Source organism: Psychrobacter lutiphocae DSM 21542 (assembly GCF_000382145.1).
GTDB lineage: Bacteria > Pseudomonadota > Gammaproteobacteria > Pseudomonadales > Moraxellaceae > Psychrobacter > Psychrobacter lutiphocae.
In genome coordinates, this window is sequence record NZ_KB907645.1 from 30,811 (window position 1) to 49,299 (window position 18,489).

Here is an 18,489-nt window from a genome sequence, read left to right on the forward strand (position 1 = left end):
TTTTGCTTGCTGGTTCATATCTTATCCTTGATCGTATCTTATGCTTCATGGCTTAGTATGAGTAAAGGCTGTAAAAAGCTGATACAGCTGCTGATATGGTTTAGCTGTAAAAAAACGATTACTTAAGTCATAAGACGATACCTGCGCTGTCTTTTCCATCTCTGCTACTTGCTTCACTGCTGCTACTTGCTTCACTGCTGCTATCTGCTCAGTCGCTGACTTTTGATCAGCAACCGTTCCCTGCTCATCAATTGGGTCCTCTTTCGTATCTGCCATCTCAAAATCCACCATCTCAAAAATAGAAAGATCGAGCCCTGACGACAGTCTGCTTGAGCTAGCAGCAGCAATAAAGTCAGGCGCTAACAGTTGCTGTTCATGGCTCATATTAGGTGTTGTGGTTGCATTTATTGAGCTGGCTTGCAATGGATCATCTTCAAGCGCTGAAAATTGTAATAAACTATACGCCTTATCTGGCTCAATGCCTGCCTCAATATAATGAGCGTATAATACCTGCATTAATAGCTGTGCTTCGTGATTAGCTGTGGGCATCATCTTTATGTACTCTAAGATCTGAGGAATTATTTGTCCATACAGTCGCCTTGCTAACGTAGCAATAGAATCCATGTTCATAAAGTACGAGTGTCCCAGTTGTGCCTGCTCACCAAACAAAGCAGTTAAGCGCTTATTGATGGCTTGCATTATTTGCGCCACATCTACCTTCTCCCCTGCCGCATCCGTCACACTACCGACTAAGCGGGGAGATGGGTCGCAGGTGATAAACTCAAAACGTCGTCTAAACGCCATATCAAGCGCTGCTAGCGAGTGATCCTGAGTATTCATGGTAGCATAGATATCAACATTGCTAGGCACCATAAATTGCCGACCTGAATAAGCCAAACGCACACTCATCGGTGTGGCTCCACCAGCACGCTTACTAGGCTCAATGAGGCTCATCAACTCGCCAAACACTTGCGCAGTATTGGCTCGATTAATCTCATCTATTAGCATTGCATAACGATGTTCAGGATCACGGCTTGCTCTGGCACACAAGGTCAAAAAAGCTCCAGGCTGAATATCATACTGCATCTGACCACTTTGTGGATGAATACGTGGACGTATGCCCTCGACAAACTCATCATACCCATAAGATTGATGGAAGCTAACCAAGCAGCTACGGCTCAGTGTATGCTGAGCGATATATTCTGACTCTGCTCGCTTGTCATATAAAGATAACAACTCGTCTAGCTGCTGACGCAACATGGGCTTTACCTCATCGAGCAAAAACCAATGACTAGACTCAGTTTTATCAAAATAATAATTGGACGCACGCTGAGTGCTATTCACAGTACTAGAGTCAGGATGGGTGTGTTTGCTTAGCTGCACCCACAAGGTTTTATCGACATGAACATTACGCTTATTAGCCTCCGCTTTGTCTTTGATTAACGGATGACGCATCATCTCAGGGACACTCATCATTCTATCTTCTAGCAGTAATACAGCACAAACTGCATCGCACCAACCATAATGACTCATTTGCTGTACCCGCCAGTTATCCCATGAAGTCTGTATAGGTTGATCATAAAGTCGTTGCAGCTGTAACAGTCGGTGCGTCTTACCAGTGCCTGCGACACCAGTAAAGATAATATTGGTAGTTTGTTTGGGTAATAAGGATTGTTTGTTATGCATATTTTGAGTATGCTGAATATCCGCATTTATAACATCGTTATTCACAGTATTATTGAACTCACTTCACTTATTGAATTTGTTAAAAGGGCAGTCAAATAAACCATGCATGACTGTAACTCTCTTTGAACCATGTTTATTATGTAATACGCCTATTATCTAAAAGGATGCTTTATGAGCCGTTTAACCCACTTAAAACAAAACGTCCAGACCCTAGCTGAGCAGTTTAACTTATCTTTAAAACGCTCTGGTCAAGGCTTTACTTCTGACCAAGCTCAAAGTACAAACAGTGAAGATAAGACAGCCAACTTAAATATTCGCAATCCTTTTACCAAAATTCTAGCTGTTGTACAGTTATTACCTAAGACAACACACGCCACTGTATTAACCAAAATCTTTAGCAAACTGGTACCTTATGTCGGTACGACAGGCATTCATTATGAAGAAGTAACGCCTAATAAATTGGTTGTCAGCTTAAACAATAAAAAAAATGTCCAAAATCATATCGGCTCGGTTCATGCAGTTGCCGTAACTTTATTGGCAGAAACGGCAACTGGCTTTATCTTAGCACTTAACTTACCTTCAGATCGCCTATTACTAGTTAAATCGTATGAGGTGAACTTCTATCGCCCAGTAAAAAAGGGTCAAATTGCGGCCATCGCCACCTTAAACAATCAACAACGCCAATATATCCTAGATACCCCAAAAGGTGAAATGGTCATCCCTTGTGTGATTGAAGACCGACAATCAGACAACGAGCGTGCGCCGATCACAGTTGAGATGACTTGGGCTTGGATTCCAAAAGCAGAATTAAAACAGCGCCGCGATGGTCAGGTCTAAGGTAAAAGTGAAAGACAAAGAGGCTAGGGACTAATAGGGTCTTATACCACTGTTAATACTCAACCATACCACCACGCATTTCATCAACCAAACTCATAAATTGACGCCGCCATTCACGTATGCTTTGTTCATCAGGTAACCACTGATTAGATAAAGTCACCACATTGACAATCAAATCCTGCTGACTACTCTCTAGCGCCTTGCTATCAGGCGCTGGCGCATATTGGCAACGCTGATATGCCTTTTGGATATGTGCTAATACCCCCATATCTAATGACTTCCTAATCCGCTGGATCTCAGGTGAAATCAAGGTTTTTTTAGCAAGCTCAGCTTCAATATAGTCAATGGTTGGCTGAGTCGTATCTAGGTTATAAAAATGCGCCAACTCTTGTAGTAGTGCCCACAAAGCACCTTGCAAATGAAAAATAGCGGTCTCACAGTAGGCTTGATAAAGTTGCTTATCGGTGGTTTCTCCTGCTTGTTTGCAGGCCAATCGACAAAAATAAAATTTTTGATTGGTACGGTCGGCTTGATAACGTGCTACTCTGCCCTTTTCTGCCATTTTTTATCCTTTAAAATTTTTGAGTGTTAGGCTTGTATAGCGCTGATAAATATCAGTGATATCACCTCTATACAGCCTCTTGTATTTTATATTTAACAACACCTATGAGTTATTAGTAGGAAAGTTATAACTCTTATAAATTTCTAAAATTCCATTTTCTTTATCAATAAAAATCCGTTGTATTCCAAATCCTTTACTGCCCATATTTGGATTTTTATGATAAATATCAATACTTTTTGCTTTTTTAAAAGCCTCATGATATGCCATTATCTTTCTGTTTTGTAATAATGGTTTTAACTCACCACCATTAACTTTATAGCTTATGGCTGCTGATTCTGGAATATAAGACTGCTGAGCCCCTAATTTAGCATTTTCTGGTAGTTTAATATAACCATCGGTAACCGTAAGGCTCTCTAAGTCAAAACTATATTTATTTACTTGAAACTCATTTTTGACATTGGGATCTTCATACCAGCGATAATTGTATAAATCGATCCCGCGATTTAGTTGCTTATACAAATGATCAATAATACTTTGATAGCTGTCCGCTTTCATTGTTAAGGTTTTGCCATCATAGTTGGCATTAAAGCTGGGGCAATTGATTGAAAAATCTGGCGCAGAATTTTTAATCAAATCCCCCATGCTAATGGTCTTGGCCTGCTTGCCATTGCTGCCAACTGCTTGCCAATTGGCATTTATCGCCATAGTATTTGGCAGGGACATCAACATGATATTTAAGCTTTTGCAATCAGGGGTGATGCGCTCGCTTTTGGCTTGATTTTTCGCCTGGTTGTTGGCTTGGGCTTTGCTCTGGGCGTTGGTCTTAGCGCTTGCCTTTGCATTGGCACTTGCATTTAGCTTGGTATTGGCATTGGCCGGTAGACTAGTAGCCAGAGCCAGCAAGCCACTTAACAGCAACACTGACATCACAGCAGCTTTAGCTTGGATTTCCCTTGTTGTGTTGACCCTATGTTTACCCCAAACCCCAATGACCGCCTTCTTCACGATTGTCTCCTTCACATCTAGCTGCGCTAGTTTTCTGTTGACTATAATCCAATTATTACTTAGTCTCTACCTAGTTTATACAAGTTATTTAATTCTAGCCAACAAATAATACAGCTAAGTTAAACTTCTGCCGTTTTTGGTTACAAACACAAAAAAGCCAGATACTCTCGGTATCTGGCTTTTTGCTATTTTTAATATTTAAAAGTTAAAACAGTTAAAATCTTAAAAGCTCCATTCTAATTTAGAACACAAGCTTTCGTTTAAAATAAACCCTTTATTGAGCAGGCTTATCTTGACTTAACTCTTGTGCAAAAGCTTCATCAAAACTTCTAAAGTCCTGAGTGGTGCTATTTACTTCTAAATCAAAAGCAGCATCTAGCGCACTTTCTGCATCATACGCAGGCTTGCCTTCTTTGGCTTTCTTACGTGCCGCATGATAAGCAAGACCTGTACCTGCTGGGATCAGACGACCGACAACAACGTTCTCTTTCAAGCCACGTAGCTCATCCACTTTACCCTCAACAGCAGCAGCTGTTAACACACGGGTTGTTTCTTGGAACGATGCTGCTGAGATAAAGCTTTCGGTTGCCAAGCTGGCTTTGGTAATACCCAATAACTGACGCTCAAACTTAACTGGGAATTTATCTTCAGCCAATAGCTTTTCATTTAAAGCTTTAATATCTGCATACTCTGCTTGGTCACCTTTAAAGTAATTTGAATCACCTGGATCAGTAACTTCTACTTTGCGTAGCATCTGACGAATAATTACTTCGATGTGCTTATCGTTGATCTTAACACCCTGCAAGCGGTAAACATCTTGCACTTCATCCACGATATAGTTTGCTAATGCAGTTTCACCTTGTAAGCGTAAGATATCATGCGGATTTAATGGACCATCAGCAATGACCTCACCACGTGCTACCGTTTCATTTTCAAATACGTTAATTTGACGCCACTTTGGAATCAACTCTTCATGTACCTCACCCTCTTCATTGGTGATGATAAAGCGGTTCTTACCTTTAGTAGATGCACCAAAGCTCACCACACCCGACATTTCTGCCATGATGGCGTGATCTTTTGGACGACGTGCCTCAAACAAATCAGCAACACGTGGTAAACCACCAGTAATATCTTTCGTACCTGAAGAAGCTTGTGGAACACGGCCTAATACCGAACCAGCTGTCACATCTTCGCCATCAGACACGCGGATAATGGTTTCAGCAGGTAAGAAGTAAACCACTTCTTTACCAGCAGTAGTATCTAGAATAATCGCTGGACGTAAGTCTTTGGCGTTACTTGGTCTGTCTTTTGCTGCTAGGATTTCAAACGAACTCATACCTGTTGCTTCATCAATCTTAACGGTGGCGGTTGAGCCATCGATAATATCGCTAAAGCGAGCTGTACCAGCGAATTCAGTAATAATTGGATGCGTATGTGGATCCCATTTTGCAATGGCTTGTCCACTTTGTACGTCATCACCGTCTTTTACTAGGACACTTGAGCCGTAAGGTACTTTATAACGCTCACGCTCACGACCGACATCATCAGCAATACCAATTTCAGCAGAACGCGATACAATGACCAAATGACCATCTACGTGCTCTACCGTTTTCATATTATGGAAACGGATGAAGCCTGAATTACGAGCTGTGATACTGTTATCTACAGAAGTCGAGCTTGCAGCACCACCAACGTGGAAAGTACGCATCGTTAACTGAGTACCTGGCTCACCAATTGATTGAGCAGCCATAACACCCACAGACTCACCGATGTTCACTTTGTGACCTCGGGCTAGGTCACGTCCATAACACTGGGCACAAACGCCATGTGGCACATCACAAGTGATCACTGAACGTACCCAAACCTCATCAATACCATTGTCATCAATGATTTGTACACCGTGTTCATCAATCAAGGTTCCAGCCGATAGCAACACCTTGTCATCACGGCTAATCACGTCACGAGCAACCACACGACCTAATACACGATCACCTAATTTTTCAATGATTTCACCACCTTGGATATGTGGTGTCATGCGTACGCCTTTTTCAGTACCACAGTCATCTTCTGTGATTACTAGGTCTTGTGCGACATCGACTAGACGACGGGTTAGATAGCCTGAGTTAGCTGTCTTCAGTGCCGTATCTGCCAGACCTTTACGTGCTCCATGAGTCGAGATAAAGTACTGAAGTACTGATAGTCCCTCACGGAAGTTAGCTTTAATCGGTGTTTCGATAATTGAGCCATCTGGCTTTGCCATCAGGCCACGCATACCGGCTAACTGACGTATCTGAGTTGCACTACCACGCGCACCTGAGTCTGCCATGATAAAGATAGAGTTGAAGGATTTTTGTTCCTCTTGTTCACCTTTAGCATTGATAACAATTTCAGTATTTAAATTGTCCATCATCGCTTTTGCAACTTTGTCGTTGGTACGTGACCAAATATCGACAACTTTGTTATAGCGCTCACCAGCGGTTACGAAGCCTTGTTCAAACTGTTGTTCAATTTCACGAACTTCAGCATCGGCTGCTTCTAATAATTCTTTTTTGGCTGGTGGAATGACCATATCCTCAATACCAATCGATACACCAGATAGGGTTGCTTGTGCAAAACCTAGGTACATCAATTGGTCAGCGAAGATAACACTATCCTTCACCCCACGAGTACGATAACAAGAGTTCATCAATTTTGAGATGTTTTTCTTCGTCATCTCAACGTTACACTCTTCAAAGCGCATACCTTTAGGCATGATGTTCCAGATAAGCAAACGACCAGCTACTGTATCTTGTAGTGATGTGATTTCAGTTTCATTGCCTTCGTCATCAATAATAGTTTCTGTCACACGCACTTTAATTTTTGCATTGACATGTAAGTCGTTTGAACCAATCGCACGTAACGCTTCGTTTACAGTTGCGAAAATCATGCCTTCACCTTTGGCATTGATAGACGAACGGCTAATATAATAAAGACCTAATACCACGTCTTGTGATGGCACAATAATCGGATCACCATTAGCTGGCGATAAGATATTGTTTGTGGACATCATAAGTACACGCGCTTCTAACTGTGCTTCTAAAGTTAAAGGCACGTGAACCGCCATTTGGTCACCGTCAAAGTCGGCATTAAATGCAGTACATACTAAAGGATGTAGCTGAATTGCTTTACCTTCAATGAGTACTGGCTCAAATGCCTGTAAGCCCAATCTATGTAAGGTTGGTGCACGGTTAAGCAGTACAGGATGCTCACGGATAACCATGGCCAGCATATCCCACACTTGTGGCTCTTCACGCTCTACCATCTTCTTCGCTTGCTTAATGGTAGTTGCCAAACCGTGTGATAACAGTTTTGAGTAAGTAAATGGCTTGAATAGCTCAAGTGCCATTTTCTTAGGCAGACCACACTGATGTAGACGTAGGGTTGGACCAACAACAATTACCGAACGGCCAGAGTAGTCAACACGCTTACCTAGTAAGTTTTGACGGAAGCGACCCTGTTTACCTTTGATCATATCAGCTAGCGATTTTAATGGACGCTTGTTGCTGCCAGTAATAGCACGACCACGACGACCGTTATCTAGTAACGCATCCACTGACTCTTGCAGCATACGCTTTTCGTTACGTACAATAATGTCAGGTGCGTTAAGCTCTAATAGACGCTTCAAACGGTTGTTACGGTTGATCACACGACGGTATAAATCGTTTAGATCTGAGGTTGCAAAGCGACCACCCTCTAGTGGAACTAGTGGACGTAAATCTGGTGGTAGCACTGGTAAAATGGTCATGACCATCCACTCAGGCTTGTTATTAGAATCACGGAATGCTTCTAATAATTTTAGACGCTTTGACATCTTTTTAAGCTTAGTCTCTGAGCCCGTATTTGGAATCTCTTCACGCAACTCATCAATTTCAAGATCAATGTCAATATCTTTTAATAAGTCCTGAATGGCTTCAGCACCCATTTTAGCGATAAATTCATCGCCAAATTCTTCTAGGGCTTTGTAATAATCTTCATCATCAAGCAGTTGGTACTTCTCTAGAGATGTCATGCCAGGATCAGTGACTACATAGCTTTCAAAATACAATACACGCTCGATATCACGTAATGTCATATCAAGTAGCAAACCAATACGGCTCGGTAATGATTTTAAAAACCAAATGTGCGCAACAGGACTGGCCAAGTCGATATGACCCATACGGTCACGACGAACTTTGGCAGTAGTGACCTCTACGCCACATTTTTCGCAGATAACGCCTTGGAATTTGCGGCGCTTGTACTTACCACACAAACATTCAAAGTCTTTTACTGGACCAAAGATTTTGGCGCAGAAAAGGCCGTCACGCTCAGGTTTGAAAGTACGGTAGTTAATTGTTTCTGGTTTTTTTACTTCACCATGTGACCATGATTTAATAGTCTCTGGAGCAGCCAATGAAATTTGAATGCTATCAAACTCACGTTTGCCGTTGTCGGCAGGGCTTTTCATAATATCGAGTAAATCTTTCAAGTTGCTTCTCCGTTATATGTGTTCACGGTAGTCGGGGTATTACTATTATTAATATTCAATAATTTTTTATATTCAATAATATAGCTTGTGTAATAACCCTAACTGACCGTTGAAGGCAATGAATTAGGCTGAGTTAAAGGTAAGATCAGTTACTTTCTTTTAGCTCAATATTAATACCCAGAGACTTAATCTCTTTAGTCAGTACGTTAAATGACTCAGGCATACCTGGATCCATGTACTGCTCGCCATCAACGATGTTCTTATACATACGCGTACGACCTTCAACATCATCTGACTTCACTGTTAGCATTTCTTGCAAGGTGTAAGTCGCACCATAAGCTTCTAGTGCCCACACTTCCATTTCACCGAAGCGCTGACCACCAAATTGAGCTTTACCACCTAGCGGCTGCTGCGTGACTAATGAGTATGAACCAGTTGAACGGGCGTGCATCTTGTCATCAACCAAGTGGTTCAATTTCAGCATATACATATAGCCAACTGTGACAGGACGGTCAAACTGCACGCCTGTACGACCATCATATAAAATTTGCTGACCTGAGCTTGGGTAGCCTGCTAGCTCTAACAATTCATCAATTTGCACTTCACGCGCGCCATCAAATACCGCAGTACCCATAGGCACACCATCACGCAAGTTTTGCGCCAACGCCATGATGTCTTCGTCGGTCAAGCTATCTAAATCAACTTGCTCACCGCCCACTTTGTTATAAATCTTGTCTAAGAAATCACGCAGCTCAGCGACCTCAGCTTGGGCTTTTAACATACCGTTAATCTTGTCACCAAGACCTTTAGCAGCCATACCTAAGTGAGTCTCAAGAACCTGACCGATGTTCATACGTGACGGTACACCCAGTGGGTTCAACACGATATCGACAGGGTTACCATGCTCATCATACGGCATGTCTTCTACTGGCATGATACGTGACACTACCCCTTTGTTACCATGACGACCGGCCATCTTATCACCTGGCTGGATACGACGTTTAACAGCCAGATAAACCTTAACGATTTTTTGGACGCCATGTTGTAAGTCATCACCGGCAGTTAGCTTACGTTTTTTCTCAGCAAACTTGGTATCGATGTCTTTTTGCTTATCGACCAAGAATTCTTGAATCTGAGTCATACGCTCAGCGATTTCTTCTTCGACTGGCTGGATATCTAGCAACATCTCTAACGACATTTCTAGCAATTCAGCTTCGGTTAATACTGTACCTGACTTCAGACCAGCACCACCACTGATAGCATGACCATCAAGGATGTGACTAATACGGCTACGTGCCGCTTCTTCGAAGATACGCAACTCTTCTTTTAAGTCTTTGCGGTAGTTGTCTAGCTGTGACTTCTCGATTGCTTTTGCACGAGCGTCTTTTTCTATACCATCACGGGTAAAGACTTGAACATCAATAACCGTACCTTTGGTAGAGGTTGGCACACGTAAAGAAGTATCTTTAACGTCTGCCGCTTTTTCACCGAAGATGGCTCTGAGCAGTTTTTCTTCTGGCGTTAATTGGGTTTCACCTTTAGGCGTCACTTTACCAACTAGGATGTCACCAGCGTCTACTTCAGCACCGATATAAACAATACCTGACTCATCCAGCGCAGATAGTGCGGCTTCACCAACGTTTGGAATATCGGCCGTAATTTCTTCAGTACCTAGCTTGGTATCACGTGCCACACAGGTTAACTCTTGAATGTGAATCGTGGTGAAACGGTCTTCTTTAACCACACGCTCAGATAACAAAATCGAGTCTTCGAAGTTGTAACCGTTCCATGGCATGAATGCCACACGCATGTTCTGACCCAATGCCAGCTCACCTAAATCGGTAGATGGACCATCCGCTAGAATATCACCACCAGCGATTTCGTCACCTTGGTTCACAATGATACGCTGGTTAATACAAGTGTTCTGGTTTGAACGGGTATATTTGATTAAGTTATAGATATCAATACCCGCTTCGCCTGGCTGCATCTCATCTTCATTAACACGGACGACGATACGTGACGCATCAACATCTTCAATCACACCACCACGTTTTGCAATAACACACACACCTGAGTCGCGTGCCACGTGACGCTCCATACCTGTGCCTACCAATGGTTTATCAGCACGTAAAGTGGGAACTGCCTGACGTTGCATGTTCGAACCCATCAAGGCACGGTTAGCATCGTCATGTTCAAGGAATGGGATTAAGCTGGCCGCAACAGACACAACCTGACTTGGTGACACATCCATATGCGTCACCTTATCACTTGGCATACGCACCGATTCACCACCACTACGTACCATAACCATTTCTTCAGCTAATACGCCATTTTCGTCCAATTCTGAGTCAGCCTGAGCGATAACCGTTCCGACTTCTTCAATGGCTGATAAGTATTCGATATCATCGGTTACTTTACCGTCAACCACTTTACGATATGGCGTTTCTAAGAAGCCAAATTCGTTAGTTTTTGCAAAAGTTGCTAGTGAGTTAATCAGACCAATGTTTGGACCCTCTGGGGTCTCAATCGGACACACACGACCATAGTGAGTGTTGTGTACGTCACGTACCTCAAATCCTGCACGCTCACGGGTCAAACCACCTGGGCCTAATGCTGAGATACGACGCTTATGCGTAATCTCTGATAGCGGGTTGTTTTGGTCCATAAACTGTGACAACTGGCTTGAACCAAAGAATTCTTTAACCGCTGCCGCTACTGGCTTCGAGTTAATCAAATCTTGTGGTGACAAGTTGTCAGATTCAGCTGAGCTTAAACGCTCTTTTACCGCACGCTCAACACGTACTAGACCAACGCGGAATTGGTTTTCAGCCATTTCGCCCACTGAACGAATACGACGGTTACCTAAGTGGTCAATATCATCCACTTCACCCAAACCGTTACGAATATTGATCAGCTCTTTTAACACATCGATGATGTCTTCTTTGGTTAAAACGCTTTGCTCACGTTTAACATCTGGATCATCGGTATTTTCAAATGAACGGCCCAAACGACGGTTAAACTTCATACGACCGACGTTCGATAGGTCATAACGATCTGCATTGAAGAACATGCTATCGAACAATTTTTCAGCCGTATCAATCGTTGGTGGCTCACCTGGACGCATTACTTTATAAATTTCAATCAAGGCTTCTTCACGGCTACCCGTTGTGTCCGCACGTAGCGTATCGGCGATATAAGTACCATGATCAATGTCATTGGTAAATAAAATGGTAAACTCTTTGATTGATTCGCTGGCTTCAAATGCACTTAATTTAACCAATAATTCATGGTCAATTAGGGTATTGGCTTTGGCAATCACTTCGCCATTCACCACGATATCTTCCGCTAAAATGCGTTCATATAAGTATTCATCCGGTACAGCCAGTTTTTTCATACCTGACTGTTCGATTTGGCGAATACGGCGCGCATTAATACGCTTACCTTGTTCAACCAGAACCTCACCATCTGGTGATACGATATCGAACTGAGCCATCTCGCCACGTAGACGATCTGGAACCAAGTCAATTTCGAATTGCTCTTCGCCTTTATAGACAGTCACCTTTTCAAAGAAGGTATCTAAGATTTCTTGCGTTTCCATACCAAGCGCACGTAGGATAATGGTCCCTAATAGCTTACGGCGACGGTCAATACGGGCAAATACTAAGTCTTTGGCGTCAAACTCAAAGTCTAACCATGAGCCACGGTATGGGATAATACGAGCGTTATAAAGCACTTTGCCACTTGAATGTGACTTACCTTTATCATGATCAAAGAACACACCAGGTGAGCGATGTAATTGAGACACGATCACACGCTCGGTACCATTAATGATAAAGGTACCATTATCCGTCATCAAAGGGATTTCACCCATATAGACATTCTGTTCACGAATGTCTTTAATAGCCGCTTTGCTATTTTTGTCTTTGCTGTCTCTGTCTTTAATAACCAGACGTATTTTGACACGCAAAGGTGCAGCATAAGTTGAGCCACGAGAAATACACTCACGCTCATCGAACTCTGGCGCACCTAGGTAATATTCAATAAATTGTAGCTCAGCGTTGTTAGAGTTACTTTCGATTGGGAAAATAGATGAAAATGCAGCTTGCAGGCCAGTATTCTCACGCGCTTTAGGCTTTTTATTTTCCTGCAAAAATTGCTCATAGGAATCCACTTGAATTGCCAGCAGATATGGAATATCCATGACATGTGGCAACTCGGCAAAACTTTTGCGAATACGTTTTTTTTCAGTATAGGAATATGCCATCGAGAGTCCTTACAGTAGACAGTAAAATAAAAATGATCTTTTTTAAATCTTAACTGCTTAGTGATTAGCCAAACAGCTGAGCATTTAAGCGAAAATCATCAGATTGAAACAGTGAGCGTGACCTTTGATAAATGCCTGTTATACATATCTATCAGAACGTGTGTCACTCTATAATTGAGTGTCAACGTTGCCAAACCCATTACAAACGTTTATAGCTAATGGTAATTAAATTAGTTAATATAAAAGTTAAATTAATAAAAGTGGTTTATTTTGATAAAAAATTTGCCAAATGACAGATGCAAAAAAACCCCAAGCACGAACGTACCTAGGTCAAATAAATAGGATAGAAGCTAACGATGTTTCAAACATGCAAATTGTCTGCCCCTTGGTCTGTATTAATCGCTAAACGTTCGTTAAGCCGATAGTGATAAGTTATTAACGTGACGCTTGCCAACCATTTAGGCTAATACAAAAGGTCAAGTGCGAGATTATACAATACTATTTTAAAAAAAGCAAACACACATAATATATAAAAGTAACTAGCCACAAAAAAAGCCAACAACGTGATTGACATTGTTGGCTTTTTTGGCTTGTGATTAAGTAAAGAAAGTATGACCTCTACTCAATCAAGCTTAACATAGATAACAATCTATTATTTAAGCTCTACAGTAGCACCAGCTTCTTCAAGCTTAGCTTTTAGCTCTTCAGCTTCAGCTTTAGCAGCGCCTTCTTTGATTGGCGCTGGAGCGCCCTCAACTAGTTCTTTAGCTTCTTTTAAGCCAAGACCAGTTGCTTCACGAACGGCTTTAATAACAGCAACTTTCTTCTCACCGAAGCTAGCTAAAACTACGTCAAATTCGTCTTTTTCTTCAGCAGCAGCAGCGCCACCAGCAGCGGCAGCAGGAGCAGCAGCAACAGCAGCAGCAGCTGTTACGCCGAATTTTTCTTCCATTTCGCTGATTAGTTCAACGATATCCATTACTGACATTTCAGCGATTGCGTTTAACACATCTTCTCTAGATAGTGCCATGGGATTTCTCCATATTCTGATAAATTTAAAGTTAATTATTAAGGTCAATACAGTAAAATAAAATGGCTATATTGTTATGCAACTAAGCAATAATAATGCTGTACTAACCAAAAAACAGCTTGTTGGCTTAATTATACTTATGAAATTAAGTATAAGTATTAAGCAGCGTCTTTTGCGTCTTTTACTGCTGCAACAGTGCGAACAAACTTGCCTGGTACTTCTTTCATAGTACGTGCAAGCTTGGTTACTGGTGCCTTCATTGTTGCCATCAAGATAGATAGTGCTTCGTCGCGTGTTGGTAGCTTAGATACGCGCTCTAGCTCCTCAGGACCAAACAGTTCTTCACCAACTGCAACAAGCTTTGGCTCTAAATCTTTATGTTCTTTGCTGAACTCATAAATAACACGAGCAGCTGAACCTAAATCTTCAGTAGAAAAAGCCAGTAGCAATGGGCCAACCATCTTATCTGACATCGACTCAAAGTTGGTACCTTCAAAAGCACGCTTAGCAAGCGTATTTTTTACAACTTTAAGTACAACACCTTTCTCACGAGCTTGGTTACGTAACTCAGTTAACTGAGCAACACCAAGGCCATGATAATCAGCAGCAACTGCTGAATAAGCATTTGCAGCAACTTCAGACACTTCAGCCACAACTTTTTGTTTCTGTTCTAGCGTTAATGCCATGAGTTGACTCCTTGATCTCATCAGCAAAACCATAATCACGGTATGCTGAATTGACGTTTGTTATTACTAAAACAATCACTTAATTGCAATAAATTGCTCATAACTGACTATTTTAATAACGCTGAATACGGCACCTTTATCAGAATGAATGTGTAATCAGATTGGAAAACCAATCTCACCACTAGGATCAAACTTTTTGGGTCACCGTCTGCGTAGGCCAATACTGGGCTGATAAAGGTAAAAACCGTCATTATCAGCACTAGCATCAATTAACAGTATGCAAGAGCTTAACGCTCAAAATACCTACCTACGGTCTTAGACAGCATAGCTTTGGCTAAGCTGACCTAATTCTTTCAAATACAAATAATAGTTTAAAATTTTTTAAAAATCGATTATTTAGCAGTACGGTATGGTACTGGATCCAAAGTGATACCAGGGCCCATGGTGCTAGATAAAGTGATTTTTTTAATATAAATACCTTTTGATGTTGCTGGCTTAGCACGTCTAATATCACTGATCAGTGCATTCACGTTTTGAGCAATTTGCTCTGCAGTGAAGCCAACTTGACCGATAGTAGTATGAATAATACCTGCTTTATCAACACGGTAAGTTGCCTGACCCGCTTTGGTATTTGCAACCGCCTCTGCAACGTTTGGTGTCACTGTACCGACTTTAGGGTTAGGCATTAAACCACGTGGACCTAAGATAGTACCTAACTGACCAACGACACGCATTGCGTCTGGAGCAGCAATCACCACATCAAAGTCTAGATTACCAGCTTTAACCTGCTCTGCTAAATCTTCCATACCAACGATATCAGCACCAGCTTCTTTAGCAGCATCGGCAGCTGCGCCTTGAGCAAATACGGCAACACGTTTGGTTTTACCAGTACCAGCAGGTAGGTTAGTCGCACCACGAACCACTTGATCTGATTTACGTGGGTCTACACCTAAGTTTACAGCAATGTCGATTGACTCTTTAAATTTAAGAGGTGGCAGATCATTTAAAATCTGAACCGCTTCTTCTAGCGTATATAGTTTTTCGCTTTCTACACGCTCAGCGATTAATTTTTGACGCTTAGTAAGTTTACTCATTTACACACCCTCCACATCGATGCCCATTGAACGTGCAGTACCAGCGATAGTACGTACAGCAGCATCCAAGTCAGCGGCAGTTAAATCAGCTTGTTTAGTCTGAACGATCTCTTCAAGCTGGGCACGAGTAACTTTACCTACTTTAGTCGTGTTTGGTACACCAGAACCTTTAGCGATACCTGCTGCTTTACGCAACAAGAAGGCCGCAGGAGGTGACTTCATGATAAATGTAAATGATTTATCGGCATACACTGTGATTTCAGTAGGGATCGGCAAACCTGGTTCCATGTTTGCTGTTGCCGCATTGAATTCTTTACAGAACGCCATGATGTTCACACCTTTTTGACCTAGAGCAGGACCAATCGGTGGTGAAGGGTTTGCTTTGCCAGCAGGCACTTGTAGTTTGATGTAACCATCAATCTTCTTAGCCATGAGTTTTTCTCCTTTGCGGGTGATAACGCTTATGCTTTAGTAAATTTTACTCTTGCTTCCACATAAGTTATGGCGTTAAGAATAAAATGTAGCAATCTGCTCCCCGGTGGTGGTTAACTATTTAGCATGGTAGTTAAATGAGCTCATCAATAGACAGATTAGCTTAACTTCTCAACCTTACTAAACTCTAATTCGACCTGAGTTGGTCGGTTAAATACATTTACAGTTAGCTGTAATTTAGATTTTTCATAATCGACTTTTTCAACCAAACCTTTAAAGTCTGTAAACGGTCCATCAATAACCAGTACTTCTTCACCTGGTTCAAACAGGGTCTTAGGTCTTGGGGCGACTTCAGTTTGTTTTAATCGATTTAAAATACGGTCGGCTTCAACTTTAGTAATCGGTGCTGGATTTTCTGGTGTACCACCAATAAAACCCGTGATACGTGGGCAGTCATTAACGATGTGCCAAGTATCATCATTCATTTCCATTTCGATTAATACATAACCTGGAAAGAATTTACGCTCACTTTTACGCTTTTTGCCGTCTTTCATTTCAACGACTTCTTCAGTTGGTACTAATACCTCACCGAACTTATCAGCGAACTCACTACGATTGATACGATCCGTCAAATAGCGTTGGACTTGCTTTTCATATCCTGAAAATGCTTGCACGATATACCAGCGCATATAGTTCTCCATGACGTCAATCAAACGATTACTGATTAAAAAAAACAGGCTGTCATGTTTATATAGCTACTATATAAACCCAGCCTTTAATAAGTTTATTGTTAGCCGATAAAGATACCGACTAGCCAATTAAAGAGGTTATCTAACAACCAAACGATGATTGCGACTATGCCAATTACTAGTAATGATTGCCATGTATATTGGATGGTTTCACTTTTACTTGGCCAAGTGACACGACGCAGTTCAATATTGGCATCTTTAAGAAGTACCTTAAAGCTACGCCCTTGATTGGTTAATGCCAAACAAATAATAGCCAATAATACCAAACAGGCAATAATACCAACTCGAGTCCAAATATCATTGGCTGGTTGCCAAATACCTGGTAGCTTGTAGTTGACTAATGTTGCACCAATTAAAGCAACAAATGCAATAGCCCACAGCGCCATATCTTTTGGTGAGCGGGTTTTTGCCACTTCTATTGCGCTTTTGCGATTAGAAGCACTTTTATTATTAGAAACAAGTTTACCTGGCGTTTTATGAGCGCTCTGCTGTGTGTCAGATAACTTGTTATCTAGGTTATCCTGTTGATTGCTCATAATTGAATTGCCTTACGAATTAGACGATAAAGTTAATAACCGCCTATCTGTATGGTAAAAGAAGAGTGCTTCGCAATTAAGCTTAGACAGTTAATAAATAATTAGACAGTTAACAAATAAATGGCAGGCGATGAGGGACTCGAACCCCCAACCCTCGGTTTTGGAAACCGATGCTCTACCAATTGAGCCAATCGCCTTTAGTTAAGGTTGACTATTATACAATCTTTTTTGTGGAATGCAAGCCTTGTTACACACAAAGTAAGATATGTAATCTCTATTCAACTGTTTGTTACTAAGTAGCTAGTTATTAAATAATTAGTTATGTAAGTGGCTAGTCAATTAGCTGTTCATAACGGACGTATTGTAACTAATCTATGCTCTACTTTCAAATATTTGACTTTATATCAATCCGCTTTGAGATGTAATATTAATTCAGGGTTTGTTGTACAGTCACCTTCGTAGTTTTGTAGTAATAACTTATACCAAATCTGAAAATTAAGATATCAAGGAAAACGAGTGCAACTAATGCTCATAGTACAGGCGCTACTCAAGTACAGGCACTACTCATTAAGACTTAGCAAGACACCGCGTTTAGTATCTCTCTGACTATAATGAATGAAAATTCTCTTTAAGCCTAAACTACTTCTTTGATATTTTTATAAAAAAAGACCGCCCCTATTCAGGACGGTCTTATTAGCACTGCTACTTATATTAAGTGCACATGCTTATGCTAATGCATCTTGTTGTTGTGCTTGATACAAATTACTCTTTGACGTTAGCAACAACACCAGCACCTACGGTACGGCCACCTTCACGAATTGCGAAGCGTAAGCCTTTGTCCATTGCGATTGGGTGGATTAGCTCTACGCTCATCTCTACGTTATCGCCTGGCATTACCATCTCTGTACCTTCTTGTAAGGTGATGGCACCTGTTACGTCAGTAGTACGGAAGTAGAACTGTGGACGGTAACCATTTAAGAATGGCGTGTGACGACCACCTTCTTCTTTTGATAGTACATATACTTCTGCGTCAAAGTTGGTGTGCGGTGTGATTGAACCTGGTGCCGCTAGTACTTGACCACGTTGTACGTCTTCACGCTTGGT

General features: G+C 41.6%; 13 protein-coding genes and 1 tRNA gene. 1 reads left to right on the forward strand and 13 read right to left on the reverse strand.

What is annotated here, in order from left to right; all coding sequences use genetic code 11:
- Window positions 1-45: 45 nt before the first annotated feature.
- Window positions 46-1,686: an McrB family protein gene (locus H140_RS14405; RefSeq protein WP_019673425.1), complete on the reverse strand. Its 1,641-nt coding sequence runs from the start codon at window positions 1,684-1,686 to the stop codon at window positions 46-48.
- A gap of 171 nt (window positions 1,687-1,857) precedes the next feature.
- Here H140_RS14405 and H140_RS0109535 point away from each other — a divergent pair, with 171 nt between their 5' ends.
- A complete protein-coding gene (locus H140_RS0109535; RefSeq protein WP_019673427.1) occupies window positions 1,858-2,523 on the forward strand; it encodes a DUF4442 domain-containing protein in 666 nt (221 codons plus the stop codon).
- Window positions 2,524-2,575: 52 nt separating this feature from the next.
- Here the strand turns inward: H140_RS0109535 and H140_RS0109540 are convergent, their stop codons facing one another.
- From H140_RS0109540 to H140_RS0109595, 12 genes are all read right to left on the reverse strand, one after another.
- Window positions 2,576-3,085, reverse strand: coding sequence for a DUF6586 family protein (locus H140_RS0109540; RefSeq protein ID WP_019673428.1), 510 nt, complete (start codon window positions 3,083-3,085; stop codon window positions 2,576-2,578).
- Between the two features lie 102 nt (window positions 3,086-3,187).
- The gene (locus H140_RS0109545; protein ID WP_019673429.1) at window positions 3,188-4,090 is read right to left on the reverse strand and encodes a hypothetical protein; all 903 of its coding nucleotides are present in this window, start codon (window positions 4,088-4,090) and stop codon (window positions 3,188-3,190) included.
- 274 nt (window positions 4,091-4,364) lie between these two features.
- Window positions 4,365-8,594, reverse strand: coding sequence for a DNA-directed RNA polymerase subunit beta' (rpoC, locus tag H140_RS0109550; RefSeq protein ID WP_026348998.1), 4,230 nt, complete (start codon window positions 8,592-8,594; stop codon window positions 4,365-4,367).
- 145 nt (window positions 8,595-8,739) lie between these two features.
- Window positions 8,740-12,858 carry a DNA-directed RNA polymerase subunit beta gene (gene rpoB, locus H140_RS0109555; RefSeq protein ID WP_019673431.1) on the reverse strand — a complete coding sequence of 1,373 codons (4,119 nt, stop codon included), beginning with the start codon at window positions 12,856-12,858 and terminating at the stop codon, window positions 8,740-8,742.
- A gap of 652 nt (window positions 12,859-13,510) precedes the next feature.
- Window positions 13,511-13,888, reverse strand: a complete 378-nt coding sequence (gene rplL / locus H140_RS0109560) for a 50S ribosomal protein L7/L12 (protein ID WP_019673432.1) — start codon at window positions 13,886-13,888, stop codon at window positions 13,511-13,513.
- Between the two features lie 158 nt (window positions 13,889-14,046).
- On the reverse strand, window positions 14,047-14,574 hold the full coding sequence (gene rplJ, locus H140_RS0109565; RefSeq protein WP_019673433.1) for a 50S ribosomal protein L10: 528 nt from the start codon (window positions 14,572-14,574) through the stop codon (window positions 14,047-14,049).
- Window positions 14,575-14,966: 392 nt separating this feature from the next.
- Complete coding sequence (gene rplA, locus H140_RS0109570; protein ID WP_019673434.1) at window positions 14,967-15,668, reverse strand: 50S ribosomal protein L1; 702 nt, start codon at window positions 15,666-15,668, stop codon at window positions 14,967-14,969.
- On the reverse strand, window positions 15,669-16,100 hold the full coding sequence (gene rplK / locus H140_RS0109575) for a 50S ribosomal protein L11 (RefSeq protein ID WP_019673435.1): 432 nt from the start codon (window positions 16,098-16,100) through the stop codon (window positions 15,669-15,671). It lies immediately after the preceding gene.
- A 158-nt stretch (window positions 16,101-16,258) separates the two neighbouring features.
- Window positions 16,259-16,789, reverse strand: a complete 531-nt coding sequence (gene nusG / locus H140_RS0109580; protein WP_019673436.1) for a transcription termination/antitermination protein NusG — start codon at window positions 16,787-16,789, stop codon at window positions 16,259-16,261.
- Between the two features lie 101 nt (window positions 16,790-16,890).
- Entirely contained in the window at window positions 16,891-17,385 is a 495-nt protein-coding gene (secE, locus tag H140_RS0109585) for a preprotein translocase subunit SecE (RefSeq protein WP_019673437.1), read from the reverse strand.
- A 121-nt stretch (window positions 17,386-17,506) separates the two neighbouring features.
- Window positions 17,507-17,582: transfer RNA gene (locus H140_RS0109590), tRNA-Trp, on the reverse strand.
- Between the two features lie 565 nt (window positions 17,583-18,147).
- Window positions 18,148-18,489: EF-Tu C-terminal domain-related protein (locus tag H140_RS0109595; protein ID WP_019673438.1), on the reverse strand; the 342-nt coding region annotated here is incomplete at its 5' end.

What these genes read in the sequence shown, in the direction of transcription:
- H140_RS14405 (WP_019673425.1), bottom strand. Translation starts at nt 1,686, where the DNA reads ATGCATAACAAACAATCCTTATTACCCAAACAAACTACCAATATTATC.
- H140_RS0109535 (WP_019673427.1), top strand. Translation starts at nt 1,858, where the DNA reads ATGAGCCGTTTAACCCACTTAAAACAAAACGTCCAGACCCTAGCTGAG.
- H140_RS0109540 (WP_019673428.1), bottom strand. Translation starts at nt 3,085, where the DNA reads ATGGCAGAAAAGGGCAGAGTAGCACGTTATCAAGCCGACCGTACCAAT.
- rpoB (WP_019673431.1), bottom strand. Translation starts at nt 12,858, where the DNA reads ATGGCATATTCCTATACTGAAAAAAAACGTATTCGCAAAAGTTTTGCC.
- rplL (WP_019673432.1), bottom strand. Translation starts at nt 13,888, where the DNA reads ATGGCACTATCTAGAGAAGATGTGTTAAACGCAATCGCTGAAATGTCA.
- rplJ (WP_019673433.1), bottom strand. Translation starts at nt 14,574, where the DNA reads ATGGCATTAACGCTAGAACAGAAACAAAAAGTTGTGGCTGAAGTGTCT.
- rplA (WP_019673434.1), bottom strand. Translation starts at nt 15,668, where the DNA reads ATGAGTAAACTTACTAAGCGTCAAAAATTAATCGCTGAGCGTGTAGAA.
- rplK (WP_019673435.1), bottom strand. Translation starts at nt 16,100, where the DNA reads ATGGCTAAGAAGATTGATGGTTACATCAAACTACAAGTGCCTGCTGGC.
- nusG (WP_019673436.1), bottom strand. Translation starts at nt 16,789, where the DNA reads ATGCGCTGGTATATCGTGCAAGCATTTTCAGGATATGAAAAGCAAGTC.
- secE (WP_019673437.1), bottom strand. Translation starts at nt 17,385, where the DNA reads ATGAGCAATCAACAGGATAACCTAGATAACAAGTTATCTGACACACAG.